Raw genomic sequence first — 23,161 nt, forward strand, 5'->3', positions numbered from 1 at the left:
AGGTCATCGCCAGGGTTTACACCCAAAAACCCCGCTGCTCACGCAGCGGGGTTTTTTCTTTGCGCCGCCCGGCGCAGGCGTGCCGACCAACGGTCGGCACCTACCGCCCGGATCCGTTCCGGGCACAGTCGGATCCGTGCCGGGCACAGCCGGATCCGTTCCGGGCACAGCCGGATCCGTGCCGGGCACGCGGTAGGGTCGGTTCCCAAACGACCGCCGATAACGGTCATCGGCACGGTGACGCATGGACCCACGTCGGAAACGTCTCGCTGCGTTTGTGGTCATGCCCCAATGGGGTAATCACCCCCCGGCGGTGGTGCTCATCCGCATCCTGCGGCCGCACCACTCGTGCATCCATGCACATCGTCGATCGGAATGCGACCCTACCGGCACCGAACGCACAGGCGCCGACCGACCGGATCCGTGCCAAGCACGCGGTAGGGTCGGTTCCCAAACGACCGCCGATAACGGTGATCGGCACGGTGACGCATGAACCCACCCCGAAAACGTCTCGCTACGTTCGTGGTCATGCCCCAATGGGGTAATCACCACCCCGGCGGTCGATTGGAATGCGACCCTACCGGCATCGAACGCACAGGCGCCGACCGACCGGATCCGTGCCAAGCACGCGGTAGGGTCGGTTCCCAAACGACCGCCGATAACGGTGATCGGCACGGTGACGCATGAACCCACCCCGAAAACGTCTCGCTACGTTCGTGGTCATGCCCCAATGGGGTAATCACCACCCCGGCGGTCGATTGGGATGCGACCCTACCGGCATCAAACTCACAGGCGACGACCGGCCGGATCCGTGCCAAGCACGCGGTAGGGTCGGTTCCCAAACGACCGCCGATAACGGTGATCAGCACGGTGACGCATGAACCCACCCCGAAAACGGCAAGCCTGCGTTCCTGGTCATGCCCCAATGGGGTAATCACCACCCCGGCGGTCGATTGGAATGCGACCCTACGGGCATCGTCTGACAGGGCGCTTGAGACTTCCCGGATACAACAGGTCCCTGCGAAGGACCACCCTGTGGCCATGTCCAGCCCACGTCTTCTTATCGGCCGCCGCTCCATGCAAGGGGCGTACTACATGCTCACCACCGTCGTCGCCGGCCGCGAATCCGTGTTCGTCGACGATGCCAGCGTTGAATGCGTGGTCGAGGCGCTACGCTGCTCCGACCGCGAACACCGCTCTCGTACGCTCGCCTGGGTGGTCATGCCCGACCACGTTCACTGGCTCATGCAACTGGGCAACGGCAACATCAGCCGGTGCGTGCAGGCCTTCAAATCCCGCTCCTCGCGCGCAGTGAACCTGCACCGCGGCAGTCAGGGCGCCCTATGGCAACGCGGCTTTTACGATCACTGCATCCGCTCCGACGAATCGCTGCTCACCCAGGCGAACTACCTGATGGAGAACCCGGTCCGATCCGGACTCGCCAGCAAGGTCGGCGAGTACCGCTACTGCTGGACCCGCTGGCCCTCGGCGTCGGAATGACGAAAAAAAAGCGGCGCCCGATGGGCGCCGCTTCCTCCAAACCCATCCTGTAAACCAGGCTTACTTCGCCGCAGGCTTCGGCGCTGCCGCGTCGGTCTTGCCCTTCATCATCTCGTCGCGGGCCGCCTTGAACGGGTTGCCCTCGTACCAGTTCGGCCACTGGCCACCTACCGCGATCGCCTTGCCGACGCCGTGCAGCAGCTGCAGGTCTTCCACGGTGCCGTCCAGCTTCCAGGTGCTCTGGTCGTACTCGTCCTTCGGCCCGTGGTAACGGTCGCGGCCATAGGCTTCCGCAGCCTTGCGGCCCGCGTCCACGCCGCCGTCCAGCAGGTCTTCGCCGCCGTCGGCATACAGGGCCGGAACGCCGGCCTTGGCGAAGTTGAAGTGGTCCGAACGGAAGTAGAAGCCGCTCTGCACCGAGGTCTCGCCATGCAGCGTGCGGTTCTGCTCCGCCGCCAGCGGCTTGAGGATGTCCTCCAGCTCCGAACTGCCGAAGCCGGTAACGGTCATGTCCTTGGCGCGACCGGCCACCGACATCGCATCGATGTTGATCACCCCGGCAATCTTGTCCAGCGGGAAGGTGGGGTGGCTCACGTAGTACTTCGAGCCCAGCAGGCCAGACTCTTCCAGCGTCACCGCCAGGAACACCACCGACCGCTCCGGAGCCGGCTGCTCATGCGCCATCACGTCAGCAATCTCCAGGATGCCGGCCACACCGGTCGCATTGTCGATCGCGCCGTTGTAGATGTTGTCGCCCTGCTCACCCTCGTGCTTGCCCAGGTGGTCCCAGTGCGCCATGTACAGCACCGCCTCGTCGGCATGCTTGGTGCCCGGCAGTACACCGACCACGTTGCGCGACTTCTTTTCGGCGATGGTGCTCTTGAGGTCCAGCGAGATCTTCGCCTTCAGCGGCACCGGCTTGAAGCCGCGCTTGTTGGCGTCCTTGTAAGCCTGGTCCAGGTCCAGGCCGGCGTCGGCGAACAGCTGGCGCGCCGCATCGGCGCTCAGCCAGCCCTGGGCCGGCAGGCGCCGTTCCGGATCGTCCTTGGCCGGCAGGTCGTACTGCGGGCCGGCCCAGGAGTTCTTCACCACGTCCCAGCCATAGGATGCGCCGGCGGTGTCATGCACGATCAGCGCCGCCGCCGCGCCCTTGCGCGCCGCTTCCTCGAACTTGTAGGTCCAGCGCCCGTAATAGGTCATGCGCTTGCCGTCGAACAGCTTGTCGTCATTGGCATGGAAACCCGGGTCGTTGACGAACATCACGACCGTCTTGCCCTTCCAGTCCTGGCCGGCGTAGTCGTTCCACTTCTGTTCCGGCGCGTCTACGCCGTAACCGACGAACACCAGCTCGCTGCCGTCGATCTTCACTTCCTGCTGGCCGCTGCGGGTACCGATCACCATGTCGGTCCCGAACTTCAGGTCGCGCTGCTTGCCGGCCTGGTCCAGCTTCAGCACCGTGCTCTCGTCGGCGGTGGTTTCGGTCATCGCCACCTCCTGGAACCAGCTGTCGCCGTTGCCGGGCTGCAGCCCGATGCGCTGCATCTGGTCGCGGATGTAGTTCACCGTGCGCTCTTCGCCGGTGCTGCCCGGGGCGCGGCCTTCGAACTCGTCCGACGACAGCGTCTTGACCAGCTCGCCGAAGTCGGCGGCATTGATGTCGGCGGAGAACGCGTGGCCGGCGGCAGCCGGTGCGGTGTCGGCCACCGGCGCAGCGGCCGGGGCATCGGTCTCACCCTTGCACGCGGTCAATGCGGCAGTGGCGGCCAGGCACAACAGAAGTTTGCGGGACATCATCGATTCCTGGAGACAAAGGGCCGGTGCGCGGGCACCGGTGAAAAGGGTATCAATTGCGCGGCGCGGTGTCGGTGTCGAAGGGCACAACCTCGGCACCCATCACCGGCCCGATCGACGCGGTACGGTGCACGTACAGCACCACCTCGCGCTCGAAGCGCAGCTCGCCAGCGACCGACGCGTTCGGACCGATGATGATCCGCGGCTTGCGCGGCGCACTCAACGAAATCCCGAAGCTCGGCCTTTCGACGTGGATGCCGCCGCCAACCTGTGAGCCGACGCCCACGGTGATGTCACCGTTGACTGTCTCTATGCTGTTGCTGACCCGGGTCTCGACCAGGCCGATGCTGCCGTTCACGTTTTCCACTCCGCCATCGATCTGGCTGCCGCGGTCCACGAAGATGTGGCCGTTGACGGTTTCAATGTTGCCTTCAGCCATCACCCGCAGCCCCAGGGCGATCTTGCCGTTGACCGTGGACACGCTGCCGGTGCTGGCGCCGTCATGGACGGTGATGGCGCCATTGACGGTCTGGATGCTGCGCGCGGTGGCACCGGCACCCACCGTGATGCCGCCATTGACCGTCTCGAGATCGCCATAGGCGCGACCGGCCTCGGCGGAAATGGCGCCGTTGACCTTGCTGATGTCATCCACGGCCCAGGCCGACCCAGAGGACAGGGTCAGGATCAGGAGCAGCGGGAGCGAGAGGGATTTCATGGGTGCGTCGTCCGGTATGCGGCTGGCAGGCCGCCTGCAGGAATGTCACCATGCAGCGTTGCAATCCGCATCTGCCTGAAGTCACTGGAAAGCCCTTGCGCCACAACGCTTCCTCCTCACGTCGACATAACAAATCGTCCGCCGGATCGGGCCGTGGCCCGCGCTGGATGGCCGCACTGTTGGCGCTGGCAGTGACGGCGCTGGCAGTCACCGCACCGGTGGCCGCGCAGAATCCGAAGGAGGCCGAACGCAAGCTGCAGAAGCTGCGCACCGAATTGAAGGGCGTGGCCCAGGAGCGTCGTACCCTCGAGGGCCAGCGTGGGCAGGCGTCGCGCCAGTTGCGCGAAGCCGACGAAAAGGTCGCGCGCACCAGCCGCGTGCTGGCCCAGACCGAAACCGCCCTGCAGCGCGAAACCCGCGCATTGCAGGAACTGCAGCAGCGTCGCAGCCAACTGCAGGCCGGGCTGCAGGCGCAGCGGGAAGAACTGGCCTCGCTGCTGCGTGCGGCGTACCGGATCGGCAACAACGCACCGTTGAAGCTGCTGCTTTCCCAGGACCGGGTGGCCGATGCCAACCGCACCCTGGCCTACCATCGCTACCTGCAGCGCGAGCGCGCGCGCCGGATCGGCGCACTCACCGCCGACCTGACCGAACTGGAGACGGTGGAAGCCCAGATCGTGGAGCGCCGGCAGGCACTCGAAGGCACCCGCCAGCAGCAGAAGCAGCAGGCCGCTACCTTGGCCGACGACCGTCGAACCCGCGCCGCCACCGTGGCCAGCCTGGACGAGCGCTACAAGGACCGCAGCGAACGCGAAAAGGCGCTGGGCCAGGATGCCAAGGCACTGGAAACCCTGCTTGCCAACCTGCGTGCCGCCGCCGCCCGCGCCGAAGCCGAACGGCGCGCCGCCGCACGCCGGGCCGCGGCCGAGAAGGCTGCGGCGGAAAAAGCCGACCGCGCTGCCGCGGCCAGCGGCACCCGCCCACCGCCACGCCCGGGCAAGACGCCGCCCGCGGTGGCCTCGGCGCCGGCCCCGAAGGTCGGCGGGCTGGGCTGGCCGTTGTCGGGCAACCTGTTGGCGCGTTACGGCGGCAAGCTGCCGGACGGGCGCACCAGCAGCGGCGTCCTGATCGGCGCCGCAGCCGGCAGCACGGTGACCGCCGTGGCCGACGGCACCGTGGTGTTTTCCGACTGGATGACGGGCTACGGCATGATCCTGATCGTGGACCACGGCAACGGCTACATGAGTCTCTACGCCCACAACGACACCCTGCTGCGCGATGCCGGTGGCACGGTGAAGAAGGGCGATGCCGTGGCGAAGGTGGGTAACTCGGGCGGGCAGGGAGTTACGGCGCTGTACTTTGAATTGCGGCGTAACGGACAGCCGGTGGATCCGTCGTCGTGGTTGCAGCGCCGGTAGGTATACGTGCAGCCACGCAGGGCGTGGCTCTACGGGTGGGTTGTTCAACGGGAATTTACCGTGCCTTCGCGCATAATCGGGCGGCGCATCGCTGGTGCGCCTGTTCCCGTCCCCCGCTCACCCTGGAGTGCTTCATGCGCGTAGCCCGTTCCGCCACCCTGCTGCTGGCCCTGGTGCCGGCGCTGTCATGGGCACAGCAGACCGCCCCGGTTCCGGAACGCGCTGGCGATGCCGCCTCCGCGGAAGAAGCAGTCACCTCGCGCGTGCCGCTGGAGGAAATCCGCCGCTACGTGGGTGTGTACAACGCGGTGCGCGCCGCGTACGTGGAGCCGGTGGACGACAAGAAGCTGATGCAGTCGGCGATCCGAGGGCTGTTGCTGGACCTGGATCCGCACAGCACCTACTTCGACAAGGAAGATGCCGAGGCTTTCGACGAGCAGGCCGAAGGCGCTTATGAAGGCATCGGCGTGGAGCTGCAGCAGCAGCCCGACAACAGCAGCCTCAAGGTGATCTCCCCGATCGACGACACCCCGGCAGCCAAGGCCGGCATCCTCGCGGGCGACCTGATCATCGCCATCGATGGCAAGCCGATCAGCGCCATCGAGGCCACCGAACCCCTGCGTGGCAAGGCCGGCAGCAAGGTCGTGCTGACCATCGTGCGCGAGGGCAAGCCCAAGCCGTTCGACGTGCCGATCACCCGCGAAACCATCCGCGTCACCAGCGTGCGCAGCCGCATGCTCGAGCCAGGCTATGGCTACATCCGCCTGAGCACCTTCCAGGCCGACACCGGTGCCGATTTCCAGAAGCACGTGGCGCAGCTGCAGCAGCAGGCCGGCGGCACGCTCAAGGGGTTGGTGCTCGACCTGCGCAGCAATCCGGGCGGCCTGCTGACCGCCGCTGTACAGGTCGCCGACGACCTGCTCGACAAGGGCAACATCGTCAGCACCCTTGGCCGCATCTCGATCAGCGACGCGCGCTTCGACGCCACCCCGGGCGACCTGCTCAAGGGCGCACCGGTGGTGGTGTTGACCGACGCCGGCTCGGCCAGCGCCTCTGAAGTGCTGGCCGGTGCGCTGCGCGACAACGGACGTGCCCGCGTGGTCGGCAGCCGTACCTTCGGCAAGGGCTCGGTGCAGACCGTGCTGCCGCTGGACAACGGCGACTCGGTCAAGCTGACCACTGCGCGCTACTACACCCCCAGTGGCAAATCGATCCAGGCCACTGGCATCGTGCCGGACGTGGTGCTGCTGCCGGAGAAGAAGCCGGGCGAACAGGACGAGCTGCCCGCCAGCCTGAGCGACTACAGCGAAGCGACCCTGCCGGGGCACCTGCGCGGCGACGACGAAGAGGTCGAAGGCTACCAGGCCGGCGACGTGCTGCCCGGCGACGGCCCGATCAAGGACGCGCTGGCCGAACTGAAACAGCCCGGCTCAGTAGCAGCAAAGCAGAAACCCGTAGCGCCGGCCGTTGGCCGGCCCACGCAGAAGCCCGAACAAAAGCCGGAACCCAAACCCGAAGCCAAGCCCGAAGCCAAACCCGAAGCCAAATCGGAACCGGAACCCAAACCGGAACCCAAACCGGAACCCAAACCGGAACCCAAACCCTGAGGTAGCGCACGACCGTTGGTCGTGCGCCGGCGCCACCGCGCCGCGCCTCAGAACCCGTGCCGCTTCCGCAGGCGCCGGGCAATGGCCGCGCGCACGTACACCCCATACCCCAGCCCGAACACGAACCCGGCGATGTGCGCCCACCAGGCCACCATGCCGAAGCTGGGGCCGATGTAGGCGAAAACCACCTGCAGCCCGGCCCACACCCCGATCAACAGGTAGGCCGGGGCGCGCACGAATTCCAGGAACAGCCCCAGCGGAATCACCACGCCCAGCCGTGCACCGGGGAACAGGGCGAGGTAGGCACCGATCAGCGCCGACACCGCGCCACTGGCACCGATGATGATCTGGTCCGGGCTGCCCATGGTGTAGATCGCAGTGAGGTTGGAGATCGCCCCACCGACCAGGAACAGCAGCATCAGCCGCCACGGCCCCAGCACGCGCTCGGCAGGAAAGCCGAAGATGAGCAGGAAGACCAGGTTGCCCAGCAGGTGCGACCAGTCCGCGTGCAGGAACAGCGCGGTGAACAGGCGCAGCACGCTGCCGTCTTCGAAGGTGGCCCACCAGTCCAGTGGCCGGGTCAGCCCGGTCGACAGCGCGCCCCAGTCCATCCACAGGCTGCGGCGGGCGTCGCCGGGTCGGGAGATCGACCACAGGAACGCCGCCCACAACGTCGCGAACAGCAGGGGCGTGGCCCAGCGGACGGCGGATTTCTTGCGCGAAGGGAGCGAGACGAACATGTGGGCGCTAGCCTACCGTGGGCGGCGGCTGGAGGGAGTAATCGCGGGTTCAGCCTGAATAGCCAAAGCGGCTGATCGCGTTATTGTTTCATTAACCGGTCTGGGTATACTCGCATACGGCGTCGTATGTCGGGAGGGGACTCCGGCGCGTTGTTTCCAGTCTTTCGGGACCGGAAGCAGCGCAGGCGCGCGTAGACAAAACCACACGCATTTCCGGAGAGAACACACGATGCATACCGCTTCCACCCTCGCCCGCGTCACCGCCCTGGCTGTCGGCATCGCCGGCGTGCTGGCCGTTGGCCACGTCAACGCCGCCGCCTTCCAGCTGAAGGAAAACAGCGCCAAGGGCCTCGGCCGCGCCTTCGCCGGTTCGGGCTCCGCCCAGGGCGATGCCTCGATCATGGCCGTCAACCCGGCCGGCATGCGCCAGCTGGAAGGCATGCAGATCCAGGGCGACCTGAGCGCCATCAGCTTCAAGGCCGAATACGAAGGCACCGGCCGCAAGCCGACCGGCCAGCCGCAGACCGGCGGTGACGGCGGCGACGCCGGCATGATCGCCCCGGTTCCGGCCGCGTACTTCCACATGCCGATCGGCGAACAGGCCCACTTCGGCGTCTCGCTGACCGCCCCGTTCGGCTTCAAGACCGATTACGACAATGGCTGGGTGGGTCGCTACAGCGGCCTGAAGACCGACCTGAAGGCGATCGACCTGGGCTTTGCCGCCTCGTACGACGTCAACCCGTACGTGTCCTTCGGCGCGTCGGTGTTCGTTGAGCACCTGACCATCGAACTGAGCAACAACATCGACTTCGGTACCGCGCTGGCCCAGTCCCGCGTGCCGGGCTTCGCCCCGGGCAGCGCCGATGGCAAGCTGACCGTCGAAGGCGACAACAACGCCGTGGGCTGGACCGTCGGCGGTCTGTTCAGCCCGGACGAGAACACCCACATCGGCTTCAGCTACCGCTCCAAGGTCGAGCACAAGATCACCGGCGGCGACGCCACCTTCGACGTGCCGGGCAATGCGGCTGCCGTACTGGCGGTTGCCCAGCCGGGTCGCTTCGTGACCACCTCGGGCAAGGCCACCGTGACCCTGCCGGCGTCGGCTACGATGAGCATCACCCACAACGTCAACGACCGCTGGACCGTGATGGGTGACGTCACCTGCACTGCCTGGTCGACCGCGTTCGACCAGGTCACCATCGACTACGCGTCGGCGCAGCCGGACTCGGTGCTGGAATTCGGCTACCGCGACACGACCTTCGTCTCGCTCGGTACCGACTTCAAGCTGAGCGACACCGTCACCCTGCGTGGCGGCGTGGCATACGACCAGACCCCGACCACCGACGCACACCGCGACGTCCGCGTGCCGGACACCAGCCGCAAGTGGCTGTCGCTGGGCGTGGGCTGGACTCCGTCGGCGAACACCGAATACAACTTCGGTTACACCCACCTGTTCACCAGCGACCCGAACGTCATCGTTCCGGCCACCACGAACAACCAGGGCAACTCGCTGAACGGCAAGTACAAGGTCCGCGGCGACGTGCTGGCGGCCTCGTTCAACTACAAGTTCTGATCCACGGCGTTCGCGCCGCGTAACACCGGAAGGCCCCGCGCAAGCGGGGCCTTCTGCGTTGTGGGTCAGCAACCGGATGCGAAACCGGATGCGAAACCGCACCGGTAGCGCCGACTGTTAGTCGGCTGCTCTACGCGCGGTCTACGGCTTCATGCGAACGGCAGCCGACTGACAGTCGGCTCTACCCGCACGCGGGTGAGCGTCCTGCGGCGTACAACAGGCCCTGGCGCAGCTGTGCCTGGAAGTCGCGGTTGCGGTACAGCGCCGCGTCATGCCCCAGGCCGGTGTACCAGCTGCGGCCGCCATCGAAGGCGTGGCACCACGCGATGGGATGGTCGGCGCCCATCGTGCCGCCCTGGTACAGGCGTTCGTCCACCGTGGCGATCACCTGCACGGCAGGACGCGGATTGCTGCGGTAGTTGTACAGCTCGTCGCGCACCGGCCACGCGTTGCCGTGCGCCTTGCCGTCCCGCTCCGGCTGCACCCGGCTGAACTGCAGGCCCTCGGGGTGGTTCTTGAAGTAGGCGCCGACCAGCTGCCCATACCACGGCCACTCGTACTCGGTATCCGCCGCCGAATGCACGCCCATGAAACCACCGCCGCCGCGGATGAAGGCCTGCATCGCCTGCTGCTGCGTCGCGTCGAGTACATCGCCGGTAGTGTTGGCGAACACCACCACCCGGTAGCGGGCGAGGTTGGCGTCGTTGAAATCGGCCGGGTTCTCGCTCTGGTCCACCGTCAACCGCTCGCGCTCGGCCAGCAGGCGCAACGTGCTCACCGCCGTCGGGATCGAGTCGTGGCGGAACTTGGCGGTATGGGTGAACACCAGCACGCGCTCCGAGGCCGCTGCAACGGCGGCCGGAACGGTGGACAGGCACATCGCCAGCAGGATCGGCAGGACAATCGGGCGCATGGCTGGATCATGCCACAGCCACGTACAATCCCGGTCCGCGCCGACCCGGACCGTCCGGCACGCGGCGCAGGGACCGCTCCACGATCCATGACAAGGACACCACATGTCGCCCGTTCTACTCCGTACCACCCTGGCCCTCGGCCTGTCCGCGCTGGCCGCACCGGCCTTCGCCGCCGATTTCGCCGCCTGCTTCACCCTCACGCCCGGCCTGCGCTGGTCCAACGGCGATGAGACGCTGACCATCGAGCAGGCCACCTTCAACGGCCAGGACGCCATCAAGGTGCACAGCGCGGGTGGTGGCGTCGGCATGGCCAGCTATTACGATGCCAGCGGCCGGCAGCTGCTGGGCGAAGAGCGCTATGGCATTTCCGCATGGGGTGGCGACGCCGCCCAGCCGGTGATGACCGACACCTTCAAGCCCGCGCCGACCTTCCCGGAGCGCGCGAAGCCGGGCGAGCGCTTCCAGCTCAGCGGCCAGGGTGAGCGCACCCACCACGTCGAGGAAACGGTCACCCCGATCGACTACGACGGCTTCACCGACTACACCTTCGTCGGCTTCGAAGACGTGCAGGCCGAGGTCGACAATGCACCGCGCACCTTCAAGGACAGCTGCCACGTCACCGCAACCTTCGAAGACAACCGCATCGAAGCCTGGTACGCGGCCGGTTTCGGCCGCATCAAGTTCGAGCGCTACATGGGCGAAGAGCTGCTGATGCGTGATGAGATCGAAGCGATCCACGCCGACTGAAGCGACTGCGGCAGACACGAAAAACCCCGCTTTTCAGCGGGGTTTTTCATTGATACGACGACAATCAGAGCGCGGTAGAGCGGGGCTCTGCCCCGCTGCCGGAATCAATCGCCCAGGGTCAGCAGCGAGGCATTGCCACCGGCGGCCGTGGTGTTCACGGTCACGGTCTTTTCGGTGGCAAAACGCAGCAGGTAGTGCGGACCACCGGCCTTCGGACCGGTACCCGACAGGCCCTGGCCGCCGAACGGCTGCACGCCCACCACCGCACCGATCTGGTTGCGGTTGACGTACACATTGCCCACGTTGATGCGCGAGGAAATGCGCTCTACGGTTTCATCGATGCGCGAATGCACGCCCAGGGTGAGGCCGTAGCCGGTGGCGTTGATCTGGTCGATCACCGCATCGAGCTGGTCGCCCTTCCAACGGATCACGTGCAGCACCGGCCCGAAGATTTCCTTGTGCAGCTGGTCCAGGTTCTTCAGTTCGTACGCGCGCGGCGCGAAGAAGGTGCCATGCGCGGCGGCTTCGCTGAGCTCGGCCGCAGCGATCAGGCGCGCTTCCTTTTCCATGCGCAGCGCATGTTCCTGCAGGATCTGCAGTGCATCGGCGTCGATCACCGGGCCGACGTCGGTGGACAGCAGGCCCGGGTCACCGATCTTCAGTTCGGCCATCGCACCGGCCAGCATGGTCATCACCTTGTCGGCGATATCGTCCTGCACGAACAGCACGCGTGCGGCCGAGCAGCGCTGGCCGGCCGAAGTGAACGCCGAACCGATGGCATCCTTGACCAGCTGTTCCGGCAGCGCCGAGGAGTCGGCGATGAAGGCATTCTGGCCGCCGGTTTCAGCGATCAGCACGCCGATGGCGGCGTCGCGTGCGGCCATCGCACGGTTGATCGCGCGCGCGGTGTCGGTCGAACCGGTGAAGGCCACGCCGGCCACGCGCGGGTCGGCGGTGAGCGCCGCGCCGACGGTGGCGCCATCGCCCGGCAGGAACTGCACCACGCCGTCGGGAATGCCGGCATCCAGCAGCAGCTTCACCGCGTAGTAGCCGATCAGGTTGGTCTGTTCGGCCGGCTTGGCGATCACGCTGTTGCCTGCGGCCAGCGCAGCGGCAACCTGGCCCAGGAAGATCGCCAGCGGGAAGTTCCACGGGCTGATGCACACGAACACGCCACGGCCATGCAGCTGCAGCTCGTTGGATTCGCCGGTCGGGCTGGGCAGCTTCTCAGCGTGGCCGAACTGCTCGCGCGCCTGCTTGGCGTAGTAGCGCAGGAAGTCCACCGCTTCGCGCACTTCGGCGATCCCGTCCGGCAGGCTCTTGCCGGCTTCCTTCACGCACAGCGCCATGAACTCCGGCATGCGTGCTTCCAGCTGGTCGGCCGCATGCTCCAGGATCGCCGCGCGGCTGGCGGCCGGGGTGCGGTTCCACTGCGGCTGCGCGGCCACGGCATTGGCCAGCGCCTTTTCCACGGTGGCGCTGTCGGCCGGCTGCCACTGCCCGATCACCTGGCGGGTGTCGGCCGGGTTGATCACGTTGACCAGCGCGCCGGTCGGCTGCGCACCCGGCACCAGCGGGGCGGCCTGCCACGGCTTGATCGCCGCGTTGAGCTGCTCGGCCAGGGCGCGCAGATCGTTGTCGTTGGCGAGATTGACGCCCATGGAGTTCTTCCTGTCGTGGTTCTGGCTGCGCAGCAGGTCGACCGGCAGCGGGATTTTCGGGTGTGGAATGGAATCGAACGAAGCAACCGCTTCAACCGGATCGCGGATCAGGTCGTCGATGGCCACGTCTTCGTCGGTGATGCGGTTGACGAAGCTGGAGTTGGCGCCGTTCTCGAGCAGGCGTCGCACCAGGTACGGCAGCAGGTCTTCGTGCGAACCCACCGGCGCGTACACGCGGCACGGCACGTTCAGGCGGTTGGCCGGCACCACTTCGGCATACAGGTCATCGCCCATGCCGTGCAGCTTCTGGTGCTCGTATTGGCCGCCCTTGGCGATCGCCTTCACCGCCGCGATGGTGTGCGCGTTGTGCGTGGCGAACATCGGGTACAGCGCGTCGGCGTGCGAGAACAGGCGCTTGGTGCAGGCCAGGTAGGACACGTCGGTGTTCTGCTTGCGGGTGAACACCGGGTAGGCCGGCAGGCCGTCGATCTGCGCGCGCTTGATCTCCGCGTCCCAGTAGGCGCCCTTGACCAGGCGCACCTGCAGGCGGCGACCGATGCGGCGGGCCAGGTCGGCCAGGTAATCGATCGTGTACGGGGTGCGCTTCTGGTACGCCTGCACCACCACGCCGAAGCCTTCCCAGCCGGCCAGTGAAGCATCGCTCACCACCTTCTCGATGATGTCCAGCGACAGTTCCAGGCGGTCGGTTTCCTCGGCATCCACCGTGCAGCCGATGCCGTAAGACTTGGCCAGCTGCGCCAGCTCCAGTACGCCGGGCACCAGGTCGGCCATCACCCGCGCGCGCTTGGCGTGTTCATAGCGCGGATACAGCGCCGACAGCTTGATCGAGATGCCCGGTGCCGCGTTGACGTCGCCGTCCGGACGGCCGCCACGGGCCTTGTGGTCGCCGCCGATGGAGTGGATCGCGCGGCGGTAGTCTTCCAGATAACGCTTGGCGTCCTTCATGGTCAGCGCGCCTTCGCCGAGCATGTCGAACGAATAGCGGTAGCTGGCATTGTCGCCCTTGTGCGAGCGCGACAGCGCTTCGTCGATGGTGCGACCCATGACGAACTGATGGCCCATGATCTTCATCGCCTGGCGCACGGCCAGGCGGATCACCGGCTCGCCCACGCGGCCCATCAGGCGTGCGAACGCACCGGGCACGTCGGAACGGGTGGCATCGTTGATCTGCACGATGTGGCCGGTGAGCATCAGGCCCCAGGTCGAGGCGTTGACCAGTACCGAGTCACTGCCGCCCAGGTGCTTCTTCCAGTCCGCTTCGCCGAGCTTGTCGCGGATCAGCTTGTCGGCGGTGTCCTGGTCGGGAATGCGCAGCAGCGCTTCGGCCACGCACATCAGCAGCACGCCTTCTTCGCTGCCGAGGTCGTACTGGCGCATGAAGGCTTCGATCGCGCCCTGGTCCTTGGCGCGCACCCGCACGCGTGCCACCAGGTCGGCGGCGGTGGCCTGCACCGCGGCCTGTTCGTCGGCCGGCAGGCGTGCCTGCGCCAGCAGCTCGCGCACGTGGCTGGCCTCGTCCTTCATCCAGGCATCGGTGATCGCCTGGCGGAACGCATTGGGAACGACCGGCAGCTCGGGTGAGAGCAGCGGCGGGCGGGAGGCGCCGGACGGGGCCGGGGCAGGGGGAAGCGCGGAAGATGCGGTCATGCCGGTTGGCTCATGGAGAACTTGACCATTTTAATCGCTTTTTCATCTCTGGAAACAATCGGGAAGGCACTGCCGATGACGTTCATAGCCTTTCATACAAGGGGATTCGGCGGATCAGGCAGGGCTGTCAAAAAGTGTGCCGTTTTCGTCAAATCGGCCGCCGATGCTTATGCTGTGTTGCACCATCTCTGAAATTGTGAATGCACCCTTGCGGCTCGCGCGACAGCAGGGCTACCATCGAGACGTTTCCCGCGGCAGGAAAACGCGGTTGCGACATGATCGAGGTGCTGACAGCTCCGGACGGATCAGGAACGCAACTGCGGCTGCGTCCCCCACGGGCGCTCGATGCCCGGCAGTTCGTCCTGTTGTTTGCTGTGTTGGCGGGGGTGATGTGGCTGGTGGCCGCCCTGGGCTGGTTCACCGGCAACGTGTTCGCCCCCTTGTTTGCGCTGCTGTACAGCCTGTTGCTGGCAGCGGCACTGCGCGCGTTGTGGCGCAGGGGTGAACGGCAGGAAGAAATCCGGGTAGTGCCGGCGTGCGTGGAGGTGATCCCCGCACCCGGTCAATCGCCGGTGTTCAGCGCACATCCGCATTGGGTGCGCCTGCTCGCCGACGAAACGAGGGTCCGGCTTGCGTCCAGCGGTAGGCAGGTGGAAGTGGGGAGTTTCCTCGCACCAGCCGAACGCCAGGCACTGGCAGAGACACTAGAAGGCTTGCTCGTGGCCAGCGATGGCTGCAACCGACGACGCTAAGGGTCTAGGCAATGAAGCAACGCAGAAAGTGGGGCACGCAGTTCGCAAAGGCAGTGGGGTACGGGGCAGCGCTGATGGCGCCGGCACTGGCGTGGGCCCAGGCGGCCGACCCGGTTCCGTGGCAGCTGAACATGGGCAAGGGGGTCACCCAGAGCTCGCGCCTGGCCTGGGAATCCAACATGTTCTCGCTGTGGGTGTGTACGGTCATCGGCGTGCTGGTGTTCGGCGCGATGTTCTATGCCATCTTCAAGTTCCGCAAATCCAAGGGCGCGGTCGCCGCCACCTTCAGCCACAACACCAAGGCCGAGGTGATCTGGACGGTCATTCCGGTGCTGATCCTGGTGGTGATGGCCTGGCCGGCCACCGCCAACCTGATCAAGTTCTACGACACCCGCGATGCCGAAATGACCGTCAAGGTCACCGGCTACCAGTGGATGTGGAAATACGAATACCTGGGTGAGGACGTCAGCTTCACCAGCCGCCTGGACCGTGAATCGGACCGGGTCCGGCAGAGCGGCAAGGTGCCCGACCGCGAAACCCACCCGCACTACCTGCTCGACGTGGACAACCGCCTGGTGTTGCCGGTCGACACCAAGGTGCGCTTCGTGATCACCTCCGACGACGTGATCCATGCGTGGTGGGTGCCTGCGCTCGGCTGGAAACAGGACGCCATTCCCGGCTTCATCAACGAGGCCTGGACCAACATCGAGCAGGTCGGCGTCTACCGCGGCCAGTGCGCCGAGCTGTGCGGCAAGGACCACGGCTTCATGCCGATCGTGGTCGAGGCGGTGTCCAAGGACGACTTCCAGAAGTGGCTGGCGGAAAAGCGCCCGAAGGCGGCCGATCCGGCGCCGGCACCGGCCGCGCCCGAAGCCACCCCGGAGGCAGCGCCTGCTGCCGCACCGGCGGCACCGGCAGCACCGGCGCCCGCGCCGGACGCGGCGCCGGGCAACGCCTGACATCATCGAACCGCGCGCGCCGCACGGTGCGCGTGGCTACCAGCGGAACCAATGAGGTGTAGTTGCGATGGCGCATACCGCAGTTGATCACGACGGGCATCACGGGCATCAACAGTCGTTCTTCGAGCGTTGGTTCTTCTCGACCAACCACAAGGACATCGGCACGCTGTATCTGCTCTTCAGCTTCATCATGTTCATCATCGGTGCGGCGATGAGCGTGATCATCCGCGCCGAACTGATGCAGCCCGGTCTGCAGTTCGTGAAGCCGGAAACCTTCAACCAGCTCACCACTGTGCATGCGCTGGTGATGATTTTCGGCGGCGTGATGCCGGCCTTCGTCGGCCTGGCCAACTGGATGATCCCGCTGCAGGTGGGCGCGCCGGACATGGCGCTGCCGCGCATGAACAACTGGTCGTTCTGGCTGCTGCCGGTGGCCTTCAGCCTGCTGCTGCTCACCTTCGCGCTGCCCGGCGGCGCCCCGGCCGGTGGCTGGACGCTGTACCCGCCGCTGTCGCTGCAGGGGGGCTACAACGTGGCGTTCACCGTGTTCGCGATCCACGTGGCCGGCATCAGTTCGATCATGGGCGCGATCAACATCATCGCCACCGTGCTCAACATGCGCGCCCCGGGCATCGACCTGCTGAAGATGCCGATCTTCTGCTGGTCCTGGCTGATCACCGCGTTCCTGCTGATCGCGGTGATGCCGGTGCTGGCCGGTGCGGTGACCATGCTGCTCACCGACAAGTTCTTCGGCACCAGCTTCTTCAACGCCGCCGGCGGCGGCGACCCGGTGATGTTCCAGCACATCTTCTGGTTCTTCGGCCACCCGGAGGTGTACATCATGATCCTGCCGGCCTTCGGCGTGGTCAGCGAGATCATCCCCACCTTCAGCCGCAAGCCGCTGTTCGGCTACCAGGCCATGGTCTACGCCATCGCCGCCATCGCGTTCCTGTCGTTCATCGTCTGGGCCCACCACATGTTCACCGTGGGCATGCCGCTGGGCGGCGAAATCTACTTCATGTTCGCCACCATGCTGATCTCCATCCCGACCGGGGTGAAGGTGTTCAACTGGGTGAGCACCATGTGGCGCGGTTCGCTCACCTTCGAAGCGCCGATGCTGTGGGCGGTGGCCTTCGTCATCCTGTTCACCATCGGCGGTTTCTCCGGCCTGATGCTGGCCATCGTGGTGGCCGACTTCCAGTACCACGACACCTACTTCGTGGTCGCGCACTTCCATTACGTGCTGGTCACCGGCGCGGTGTTCGCGCTGATCGCCGCGGTGTACTACTGGTGGCCGAAGTGGACCGGGCGGATGTACAGCGAGTTCTGGGCCAAGGTGCACTTCTGGTGGTCGATCGTGTTCGTGAACCTGCTGTTCTTCCCGCAGCACTTCCTGGGCCTGGCCGGCATGCCGCGGCGCATTCCCGATTACAGCGTGGCCTTCGCCGACTGGAACCTGATCAGCTCGATCGGTGCGTTCGGCATGTTCGTCACCCCGTTCATGATGGCCGCGATCCTGATCGCGTCGCTGCGCAACGGCGAAAAGGCGGCCGATCGTTCGTGGGAGGGCGCACGTGGGCTGGAGTGGACGGTGCCGTCACCGGCCCCGGCGCATACCTTCACCGTGCCGCCGACCATCCGCCCGGGCGACCTGGCCCACGACGACATCACCCATTGAGGCGCGCATGCAGGACATGACCGACCCAGACTTCATCCAGCGCCGTAAACGCGCCCGCCGCACCGCGCTGTGGGTGGGCGCGGTGGCCGTGCTGGTCTATGTGGGCTTCATCCTGAGCGGGGTGCTGGGCAGATGAGCGCACCGCGCCCCGCCACGCCCGCGCCGCATGCCGGGCTTCCGCGCCTGATCGGGGTGGCGGTGGCGGTGTTCGTGCTGACCTTCTCGCTGGTGCCGCTGTACCGGATCGCCTGCGAAAAGGTGTTCGGCGTGCGCCTGGAGCGCGGGCCGGGCGCCGACGCGAGCGGCGCCCCGGCGGCCGCCCGGCGCACCGTGCGGGTGGAATTCGACGGCGGGGTCAATTCGAAACTGCCGTGGGCGTTCCATCCCGAGCAGTTGAGCATGGACGTGGTGCCCGGCGAGCTCAACGAGGCGCTGTACTACGCGCGCAACGACAGCGACCGCCCGCTGGTGGGCAGCGCGGTGCCGTCGGTGGCACCGGCCAAGGCCTCGGGCTACTTCAGCAAGACCGAATGCTTCTGCTTTACCGCGCAGACCCTGGTGGCCGGCGAGAAACGCGACATGCCGGTGCGTTTCATCGTCGACCCCGACCTGCCGGCCAACATCAAGACCATCACCCTGTCCTACACGTTCTACAAGAACGACGCGCTGTCGGCGCAGCTGGCCACGGCAGCTCCGCCGGCCACCGCGCGCTCGGCACCCTGATACGTACCTGGATACCGACCATGGCCGCACAGCACAGCCCCGACGCCAACGTGTACTTCGTGCCCACCCACAGCAAGTGGCCCTTCGTCGGTTCCATCGCGATGATGGTCACCATGGTGGGCGTGGCCAGCTGGCTCAACGACGCCGGGTGGGGCAAGTGGACCTTCTACGCCGGCCTCGCGATGCTGGTGCTGACCCTGTTCTGGTGGTTCAGCGACGTCGTGCGCGAATCGCAGGCGGGCCATTACAACCGCCAGGTCGACGGTTCGTTCCGCATGGGCATGGTGTGGTTCATCTTCTCGGAGGTGATGTTCTTCGGTGCCTTCTTCGGCGCGCTGTTCTACACCCGCACCCTGGGCCTGGCTTGGCTGGGCGGCGCCGGCGACGGTGTGATGACCAATGAACTGCTGTGGGATGGCTACTCGGCCGCCTGGCCGACCAACGGTCCCGGCGCCATCGGTGGCCACTTCCAGACCATTCCGGCCTGGGGCCTGCCGCTGATCAACACCCTGATCCTGCTGACCTCCGGCGTCACCCTGACCATCGCCCACCACGCGCTCAAGGCCGGCCACCGGCGCCAGCTGCTGGTGTGGCTGGGCATCACCGTGCTGCTCGGCATCTTCTTCCTCACCCTGCAGGCCGAGGAGTACATCCACGCCTACAAGGAACTGAACCTCACCCTGGGCTCGGGCATCTACGGGTCCACGTTCTTCATGCTCACCGGCTTCCACGGCGCGCATGTGCTGCTGGGTACGATCATGCTGATGGTGATGTGGCTGCGCGCGGCGAAGGGCCACTTCACCCGCGACAACCACTTCGGCTTCGAAGCGGCGGCGTGGTACTGGCACTTCGTCGACGTGGTCTGGCTGATGCTGTTCCTGTTCGTCTACGTGCTGTAGCCGCCGGCGTCACCCGCCGATGCCATGCGGCTTGATCCAGCCGCCGTAGATGCCGATGGCCACCAGCACGATCAGCGCCACCGAGACCGCGATGCGGCGGGTGAGCGCATTGACGGTGCGCTTGGTCTGACCGCGGTCGACCAGCAGGTAGTACAGCCCGGCGCCCAGATTCCAGACGATGACGATCAGAAACGCGATTACCAGCAGGGTCTTCAACGAATCATTCATGCGCGGCTCAAGGGCAGGGCGGGTACGCCTATCTGACCGCGTTTCGACGGCGTTGTCATGATGCGCCAGCACACGCGCCTGATCGGCTGGGTGGCTGCCGTGCTGGTGATCGTGGCGTTCTCCCAGCTGGGCCGCTGGCAGCTGCAGCGCATGCACGAGAAACAGGCCCTGCTGGACCAGCAGCTGCCTGCTCGGGCGCAGTCGCTGACCCTGGCCGACGCGCAGGCCGCGCCGCCGCAGCTGCGCTGGGTGGAGGACGAGGGCCGGTTCCTGTCCGGCACCGTGCTGCTCGACAACCAGATCCGCGCAGGGCGCGCCGGGATCAAGGTCTACCAGCCCTTCCGCAGCGCCGCCGGCGCCCACGTGCTGGTCGACCTCGGCTGGCTGCCGATGCCTGCCGACCGCCAGCTGCCCCCGATCACCCCGCGTGAGGGGGCCGCGCGCATTGCCGGCCTGCTCGCACCGCCCCCGGCCACCGGCATCGCGCTTGGTCCGGCATTGACCCCTGCAGCACGGCCTGATGTATGGCTGGCCAACCGCATTCCGCCCGACGAGGTGGCCGCCGCGCTGAAGCTGCCCGCGCGCAGCCTGCGCATCCCGGTGCTGCGCCTGGACCCGGCACTGCCCGGCGGCCATGCGCGCGACCTGGACCTGCTGCCCAACACCCTGCCGCCCAGCCGTCACCTGGGTTACGCGGTGCAGTGGTTCGGCCTGGCCCTGACCGTGCTGATCGTCGCCCTCGTCCTCGAATGGCGCTCCCGCCGCCATCCCGCGCGCGACCCTCCCCACCGGTAGCGCCGGCCGTTGGCCGGCCCACGCAGGCCCAAACCGTCCGCGCCGCCGGCACGCCCCACCCAACCATGAGAAAATCCCACGCATGAATGCCATCACCCCGGAACAGCTGAAGGCCCGCAACCGTGGCCGCTGGACCCTGGTCGCGCTGTTCGGCCTGTTCTTCGGCGCGATGGCGTTGGCCGGCGTACTGCGCTTCTCCGGCTGGCAGCCGGCCGCCCACCGCAATACCGGGCAGATGCTGCAACCGCCGGTGGACGCGCGCGCGCTGCCGCCCACCCTGGCCAGCGGCGATGCCTACCCGTGGAATCCCGATGCGCACGTCTGGCGCATCCTGGTGGCGCCCGCGCCAAACTGCGCCGCCGAGTGCGTCACTTTGTCGCAGGGATTGGGCAAGGTGTGGCAGCTGTTCGGCCATAGGGCGGATAATGTCGAGATCCTGTGGCTGGGTACGCCGCCGGCCGAGGCACAGGGCCTTCCCGCCCTGCGCGTGCTGGCCCCCCAGCCGAGCCTGCGCGCCGCCCTGCCCGCCGTGGATGACGCCGCCGGCACGCCCGTGTATGTGATCGATCCGAATGGGTTCGTGATCATGCGATATGCGCCGGGATTCGAATTGGCCGGTCTGCGCAAGGACATGGCCACGCTGTTGAAACTGAAGTGAGTTCCGTTTGATGAACCCCACCGCGCGCCCGGCGCTGCATCGCAATTTCCACCGTCTGGCGTGGTTCGCCCTGATCATGACGGCCAGCACGATCATGTTCGGTTCGTTCGTGCGCCTGTCCGATGCCGGCCTGAGCTGCCCGGACTGGCCGACCTGCTATGGCCGCGTCACCTGGCCGCAGCATGCGCAGGAGGTGATCGGCCACGAGGCGGCGAAGATCCGCCCGCTGGAAACGCACAAGGCGTGGCGCGAACAGGTGCACCGTTTCCTGGCCGGTGCGCTGGGCATTGAAATCCTCACCCTGGCGCTGCTCGCCGTGCGCCGGCGCAACTGGGGCACTACCGCAGTGGTCACCGCGTGCGTACTGGTGGCCACCGGCATACCGCTGTACATGCTGGGGCACCACGTCCCGGCTAGCATCTTGGCCATCACCGGCGAGGTGATCCTGCTGGTCGCCGCACTGCGCTGGAACAACATCGACCTGGCGCGCGCAGCGTTGCTGACCTTGGCGGTGGTGATCTTCCAGGCCCTGTTGGGCATGTGGACGGTGACCCTGCTGCTCAAACCCATCGTGGTGATGGGCCACCTGCTGGGCGGCATGCTGATGTTCGGCCTGCTGGTCTGGATGGCGTGGCGTGCTACGCACATGCCGATCACCCTGGTCGAAGCGCCGAAGCTGAAATGGCTGCTGCGCATTGGCGTGGCGGTACTGGTCGCGCAGATCGCGCTGGGCGGCTGGGTGAGCGCCAACTACGCGGCGCTGGCCTGCGGTGGCGGCAGTGCCTCGCTGGACAACTTCCCGCGCTGCGTGAGCCAGTGGTGGCCGCCGCACGATTTCAAGGAAGGCTTCACCCTGTGGCGTGGCATCGGCGTGGATTACGAAGGGGGCGTGCTCGACGGCGCCTCGCGCATCGCGATCCAGATGGCGCACCGCATGTTCGCGGTGGTGGTGGCGGTGTACCTGCTGTGGCTTGCGCTGCGCCTGTACCGGCTGCCGAGCATGCGCGGCTGGGCCAGCGCGCTGGGCCTGCTGGTGCTGCTGCAGATCACCCTGGGCATCCTCAACGTGAAGCTGGCGGTGCCGCTGGAAGTGGCGGTGGCACACAGCGGTGGCGCGGTGGCGTTGCTGTTCGTGCTGGTGACCCTGCTGGCGCGGTTGCGCGAACCCGCAGCGGAGAGCAGCCGGCCAGCGGTCGGCGCTGGCGTGGACCTGGCCGACCGGGGCGTGGGTTGATCCGATGACCAGCAACGTTCGCCAGTATTGGGATCTGACCAAGCCGAAAGTGGTGGCACTGATCGTGTTCACCGCGCTGGTGGGCATGTTCCTGGCCATTCCCGCGCTGCCCACCGCCGAGCAGGCGCTGCGTGGCGCGCTGGGGTTCCTGGGCATCTGGCTGGCCGCCTCGGCGGCCGCGGCGATCAACCAGCTGCTGGACGCGCAGATAGACGCGCAGATGGCGCGCACTTCATGGCGACCGCTGGTGGTGGGCAAGGTCAAGCCGTGGCAGGTGCTGGTGTTCGCCGGCGTGCTGATCGTGCTGTCGATGACCATCCTGGTGCTGTGGGTGAACGTCATCACCGCGGTGCTGACCTTCGCTTCGCTGATCGGCTATGCGGTGATCTACACCGTGTATCTCAAGCGCGCGACCTCGCAGAACATCGTCATCGGCGGCCTCGCTGGCGCGACCCCGCCGTTGCTGGGCTGGGCGGCGATCACCGGCATGCAGGGTCCGTGGGACTGGGCCTATGCCTCGCTGCTGGTGCTGATCATCTTCATCTGGACCCCGCCGCATTTCTGGGCGCTGGCGATCTTCCGCCGCGAGGATTACGCCAAGGCCAAGATCCCGATGCTGCCGGTCACCCACGGCGTCGCGTATACCCGCAAGTCCATCCTGGTCTATTCGATCATCCTTGCCATCGTCAGCCTCCTGCCTACCGTGGTCGGCATGAGCGGGCTGTTCTACCTGGGCGGCGCGGTGGTGCTCAACGCCGTGTTCGTCTGGTACGCCTGGCGCATGCTGAACCCGCCGGACGAGCTGTTCTCAATGAAGATGTTCGGCTACTCAATCGTCTACCTGATGGCACTGTTCGCCTTCCTGATGGTGGACCACTGGATGCTGCCGTTCCTGTGAGCT

At 66.6% G+C, this 23,161-nt stretch carries 20 protein-coding genes; 14 read left to right on the plus strand and 6 right to left on the minus strand.

Annotated features, from left to right (window positions below):
- Window positions 1–1,077 precede the first annotated feature (1,077 nt).
- Window positions 1,078–1,500: an REP-associated tyrosine transposase gene (locus tag FSZ13_RS15250; RefSeq protein WP_429000025.1), complete on the plus strand. Its 423-nt coding sequence runs from the start codon at window positions 1,078–1,080 to the stop codon at window positions 1,498–1,500.
- Between the two features lie 60 nt (window positions 1,501–1,560).
- Here FSZ13_RS15250 and FSZ13_RS15255 read toward each other — a convergent pair whose 3' ends face one another.
- Window positions 1,561–3,291, minus strand: a complete 1,731-nt coding sequence (locus FSZ13_RS15255; RefSeq protein ID WP_145481206.1) for a M28 family metallopeptidase — start codon at window positions 3,289–3,291, stop codon at window positions 1,561–1,563.
- Between the two features lie 52 nt (window positions 3,292–3,343).
- Window positions 3,344–4,006 (minus strand): hypothetical protein, encoded by a 663-nt coding sequence (locus FSZ13_RS15260; protein ID WP_145481207.1) that lies wholly within the window; start codon window positions 4,004–4,006, stop codon window positions 3,344–3,346.
- Between the two features lie 167 nt (window positions 4,007–4,173).
- Here FSZ13_RS15260 and FSZ13_RS15265 point away from each other — a divergent pair, with 167 nt between their 5' ends.
- Both FSZ13_RS15265 and FSZ13_RS15270 read left to right on the plus strand, forming a co-directional pair.
- The gene (locus FSZ13_RS15265; RefSeq protein WP_260844204.1) at window positions 4,174–5,424 is read left to right on the plus strand and encodes a murein hydrolase activator EnvC family protein; all 1,251 of its coding nucleotides are present in this window, start codon (window positions 4,174–4,176) and stop codon (window positions 5,422–5,424) included.
- Window positions 5,425–5,558: 134 nt separating this feature from the next.
- Window positions 5,559–7,031: a S41 family peptidase gene (locus tag FSZ13_RS15270; RefSeq protein ID WP_145481209.1), complete on the plus strand. Its 1,473-nt coding sequence runs from the start codon at window positions 5,559–5,561 to the stop codon at window positions 7,029–7,031.
- 47 nt (window positions 7,032–7,078) lie between these two features.
- Here FSZ13_RS15270 and FSZ13_RS15275 read toward each other — a convergent pair whose 3' ends face one another.
- A complete protein-coding gene (locus FSZ13_RS15275) occupies window positions 7,079–7,771 on the minus strand; it encodes a rhomboid family intramembrane serine protease (RefSeq protein ID WP_145481210.1) in 693 nt (230 codons plus the stop codon).
- Between the two features lie 229 nt (window positions 7,772–8,000).
- Between FSZ13_RS15275 and FSZ13_RS15280 the strand changes: the two genes are divergently transcribed.
- Window positions 8,001–9,344 carry an outer membrane protein transport protein gene (locus FSZ13_RS15280; protein ID WP_145481211.1) on the plus strand — a complete coding sequence of 448 codons (1,344 nt, stop codon included), beginning with the start codon at window positions 8,001–8,003 and terminating at the stop codon, window positions 9,342–9,344.
- 181 nt (window positions 9,345–9,525) lie between these two features.
- On the opposite strand, the gene FSZ13_RS15285 is transcribed toward FSZ13_RS15280, so the two are convergent.
- The gene (locus FSZ13_RS15285) at window positions 9,526–10,257 is read right to left on the minus strand and encodes a ThuA domain-containing protein (protein WP_145481212.1); all 732 of its coding nucleotides are present in this window, start codon (window positions 10,255–10,257) and stop codon (window positions 9,526–9,528) included.
- Window positions 10,258–10,360: 103 nt separating this feature from the next.
- On the opposite strand from FSZ13_RS15285, the gene FSZ13_RS15290 reads away from it, so the two are divergent.
- A complete protein-coding gene (locus FSZ13_RS15290) occupies window positions 10,361–11,005 on the plus strand; it encodes a hypothetical protein (RefSeq protein ID WP_145481213.1) in 645 nt (214 codons plus the stop codon).
- A gap of 104 nt (window positions 11,006–11,109) precedes the next feature.
- Here the strand turns inward: FSZ13_RS15290 and putA are convergent, their stop codons facing one another.
- On the minus strand, window positions 11,110–14,334 hold the full coding sequence (putA, locus tag FSZ13_RS15295) for a bifunctional proline dehydrogenase/L-glutamate gamma-semialdehyde dehydrogenase PutA (protein ID WP_145481214.1): 3,225 nt from the start codon (window positions 14,332–14,334) through the stop codon (window positions 11,110–11,112).
- Between the two features lie 275 nt (window positions 14,335–14,609).
- Here putA and FSZ13_RS15300 point away from each other — a divergent pair, with 275 nt between their 5' ends.
- The 5 genes from FSZ13_RS15300 to FSZ13_RS15320 all read left to right on the plus strand — a co-directional run bounded on the left by FSZ13_RS15300 (window position 14,610) and on the right by FSZ13_RS15320 (window position 19,345).
- Window positions 14,610–15,086 (plus strand): DUF2244 domain-containing protein, encoded by a 477-nt coding sequence (locus FSZ13_RS15300; RefSeq protein WP_145481215.1) that lies wholly within the window; start codon window positions 14,610–14,612, stop codon window positions 15,084–15,086.
- A gap of 11 nt (window positions 15,087–15,097) precedes the next feature.
- A complete protein-coding gene (gene coxB / locus FSZ13_RS15305) occupies window positions 15,098–16,045 on the plus strand; it encodes a cytochrome c oxidase subunit II (RefSeq protein WP_145481216.1) in 948 nt (315 codons plus the stop codon).
- Window positions 16,046–16,112: 67 nt separating this feature from the next.
- Complete coding sequence (gene ctaD / locus FSZ13_RS15310) at window positions 16,113–17,723, plus strand: cytochrome c oxidase subunit I (protein ID WP_145481217.1); 1,611 nt, start codon at window positions 16,113–16,115, stop codon at window positions 17,721–17,723.
- Window positions 17,724–17,855: 132 nt separating this feature from the next.
- Complete coding sequence (locus FSZ13_RS15315; protein ID WP_145481218.1) at window positions 17,856–18,446, plus strand: cytochrome c oxidase assembly protein; 591 nt, start codon at window positions 17,856–17,858, stop codon at window positions 18,444–18,446.
- 20 nt (window positions 18,447–18,466) lie between these two features.
- Complete coding sequence (locus FSZ13_RS15320; RefSeq protein ID WP_145481219.1) at window positions 18,467–19,345, plus strand: cytochrome c oxidase subunit 3; 879 nt, start codon at window positions 18,467–18,469, stop codon at window positions 19,343–19,345.
- A gap of 9 nt (window positions 19,346–19,354) precedes the next feature.
- On the opposite strand, the gene FSZ13_RS15325 is transcribed toward FSZ13_RS15320, so the two are convergent.
- Window positions 19,355–19,573, minus strand: coding sequence for a twin transmembrane helix small protein (locus FSZ13_RS15325; protein WP_145481220.1), 219 nt, complete (start codon window positions 19,571–19,573; stop codon window positions 19,355–19,357).
- 57 nt (window positions 19,574–19,630) lie between these two features.
- Between FSZ13_RS15325 and FSZ13_RS15330 the strand changes: the two genes are divergently transcribed.
- The 4 genes from FSZ13_RS15330 to cyoE all read left to right on the plus strand — a co-directional run bounded on the left by FSZ13_RS15330 (window position 19,631) and on the right by cyoE (window position 23,158).
- Entirely contained in the window at window positions 19,631–20,368 is a 738-nt protein-coding gene (locus tag FSZ13_RS15330) for an SURF1 family protein (RefSeq protein ID WP_145481221.1), read from the plus strand.
- 82 nt (window positions 20,369–20,450) lie between these two features.
- Window positions 20,451–21,026, plus strand: coding sequence for a hypothetical protein (locus FSZ13_RS15335; RefSeq protein ID WP_145481222.1), 576 nt, complete (start codon window positions 20,451–20,453; stop codon window positions 21,024–21,026).
- 10 nt (window positions 21,027–21,036) lie between these two features.
- Window positions 21,037–22,260 carry a COX15/CtaA family protein gene (locus tag FSZ13_RS15340; RefSeq protein WP_260844205.1) on the plus strand — a complete coding sequence of 408 codons (1,224 nt, stop codon included), beginning with the start codon at window positions 21,037–21,039 and terminating at the stop codon, window positions 22,258–22,260.
- A gap of 4 nt (window positions 22,261–22,264) precedes the next feature.
- Complete coding sequence (gene cyoE / locus FSZ13_RS15345; protein WP_145481224.1) at window positions 22,265–23,158, plus strand: heme o synthase; 894 nt, start codon at window positions 22,265–22,267, stop codon at window positions 23,156–23,158.
- Window positions 23,159–23,161 lie beyond the last annotated feature (3 nt).

This window comes from Stenotrophomonas rhizophila (assembly GCF_007667275.1).
GTDB lineage: Bacteria > Pseudomonadota > Gammaproteobacteria > Xanthomonadales > Xanthomonadaceae > Stenotrophomonas > Stenotrophomonas maltophilia_AE.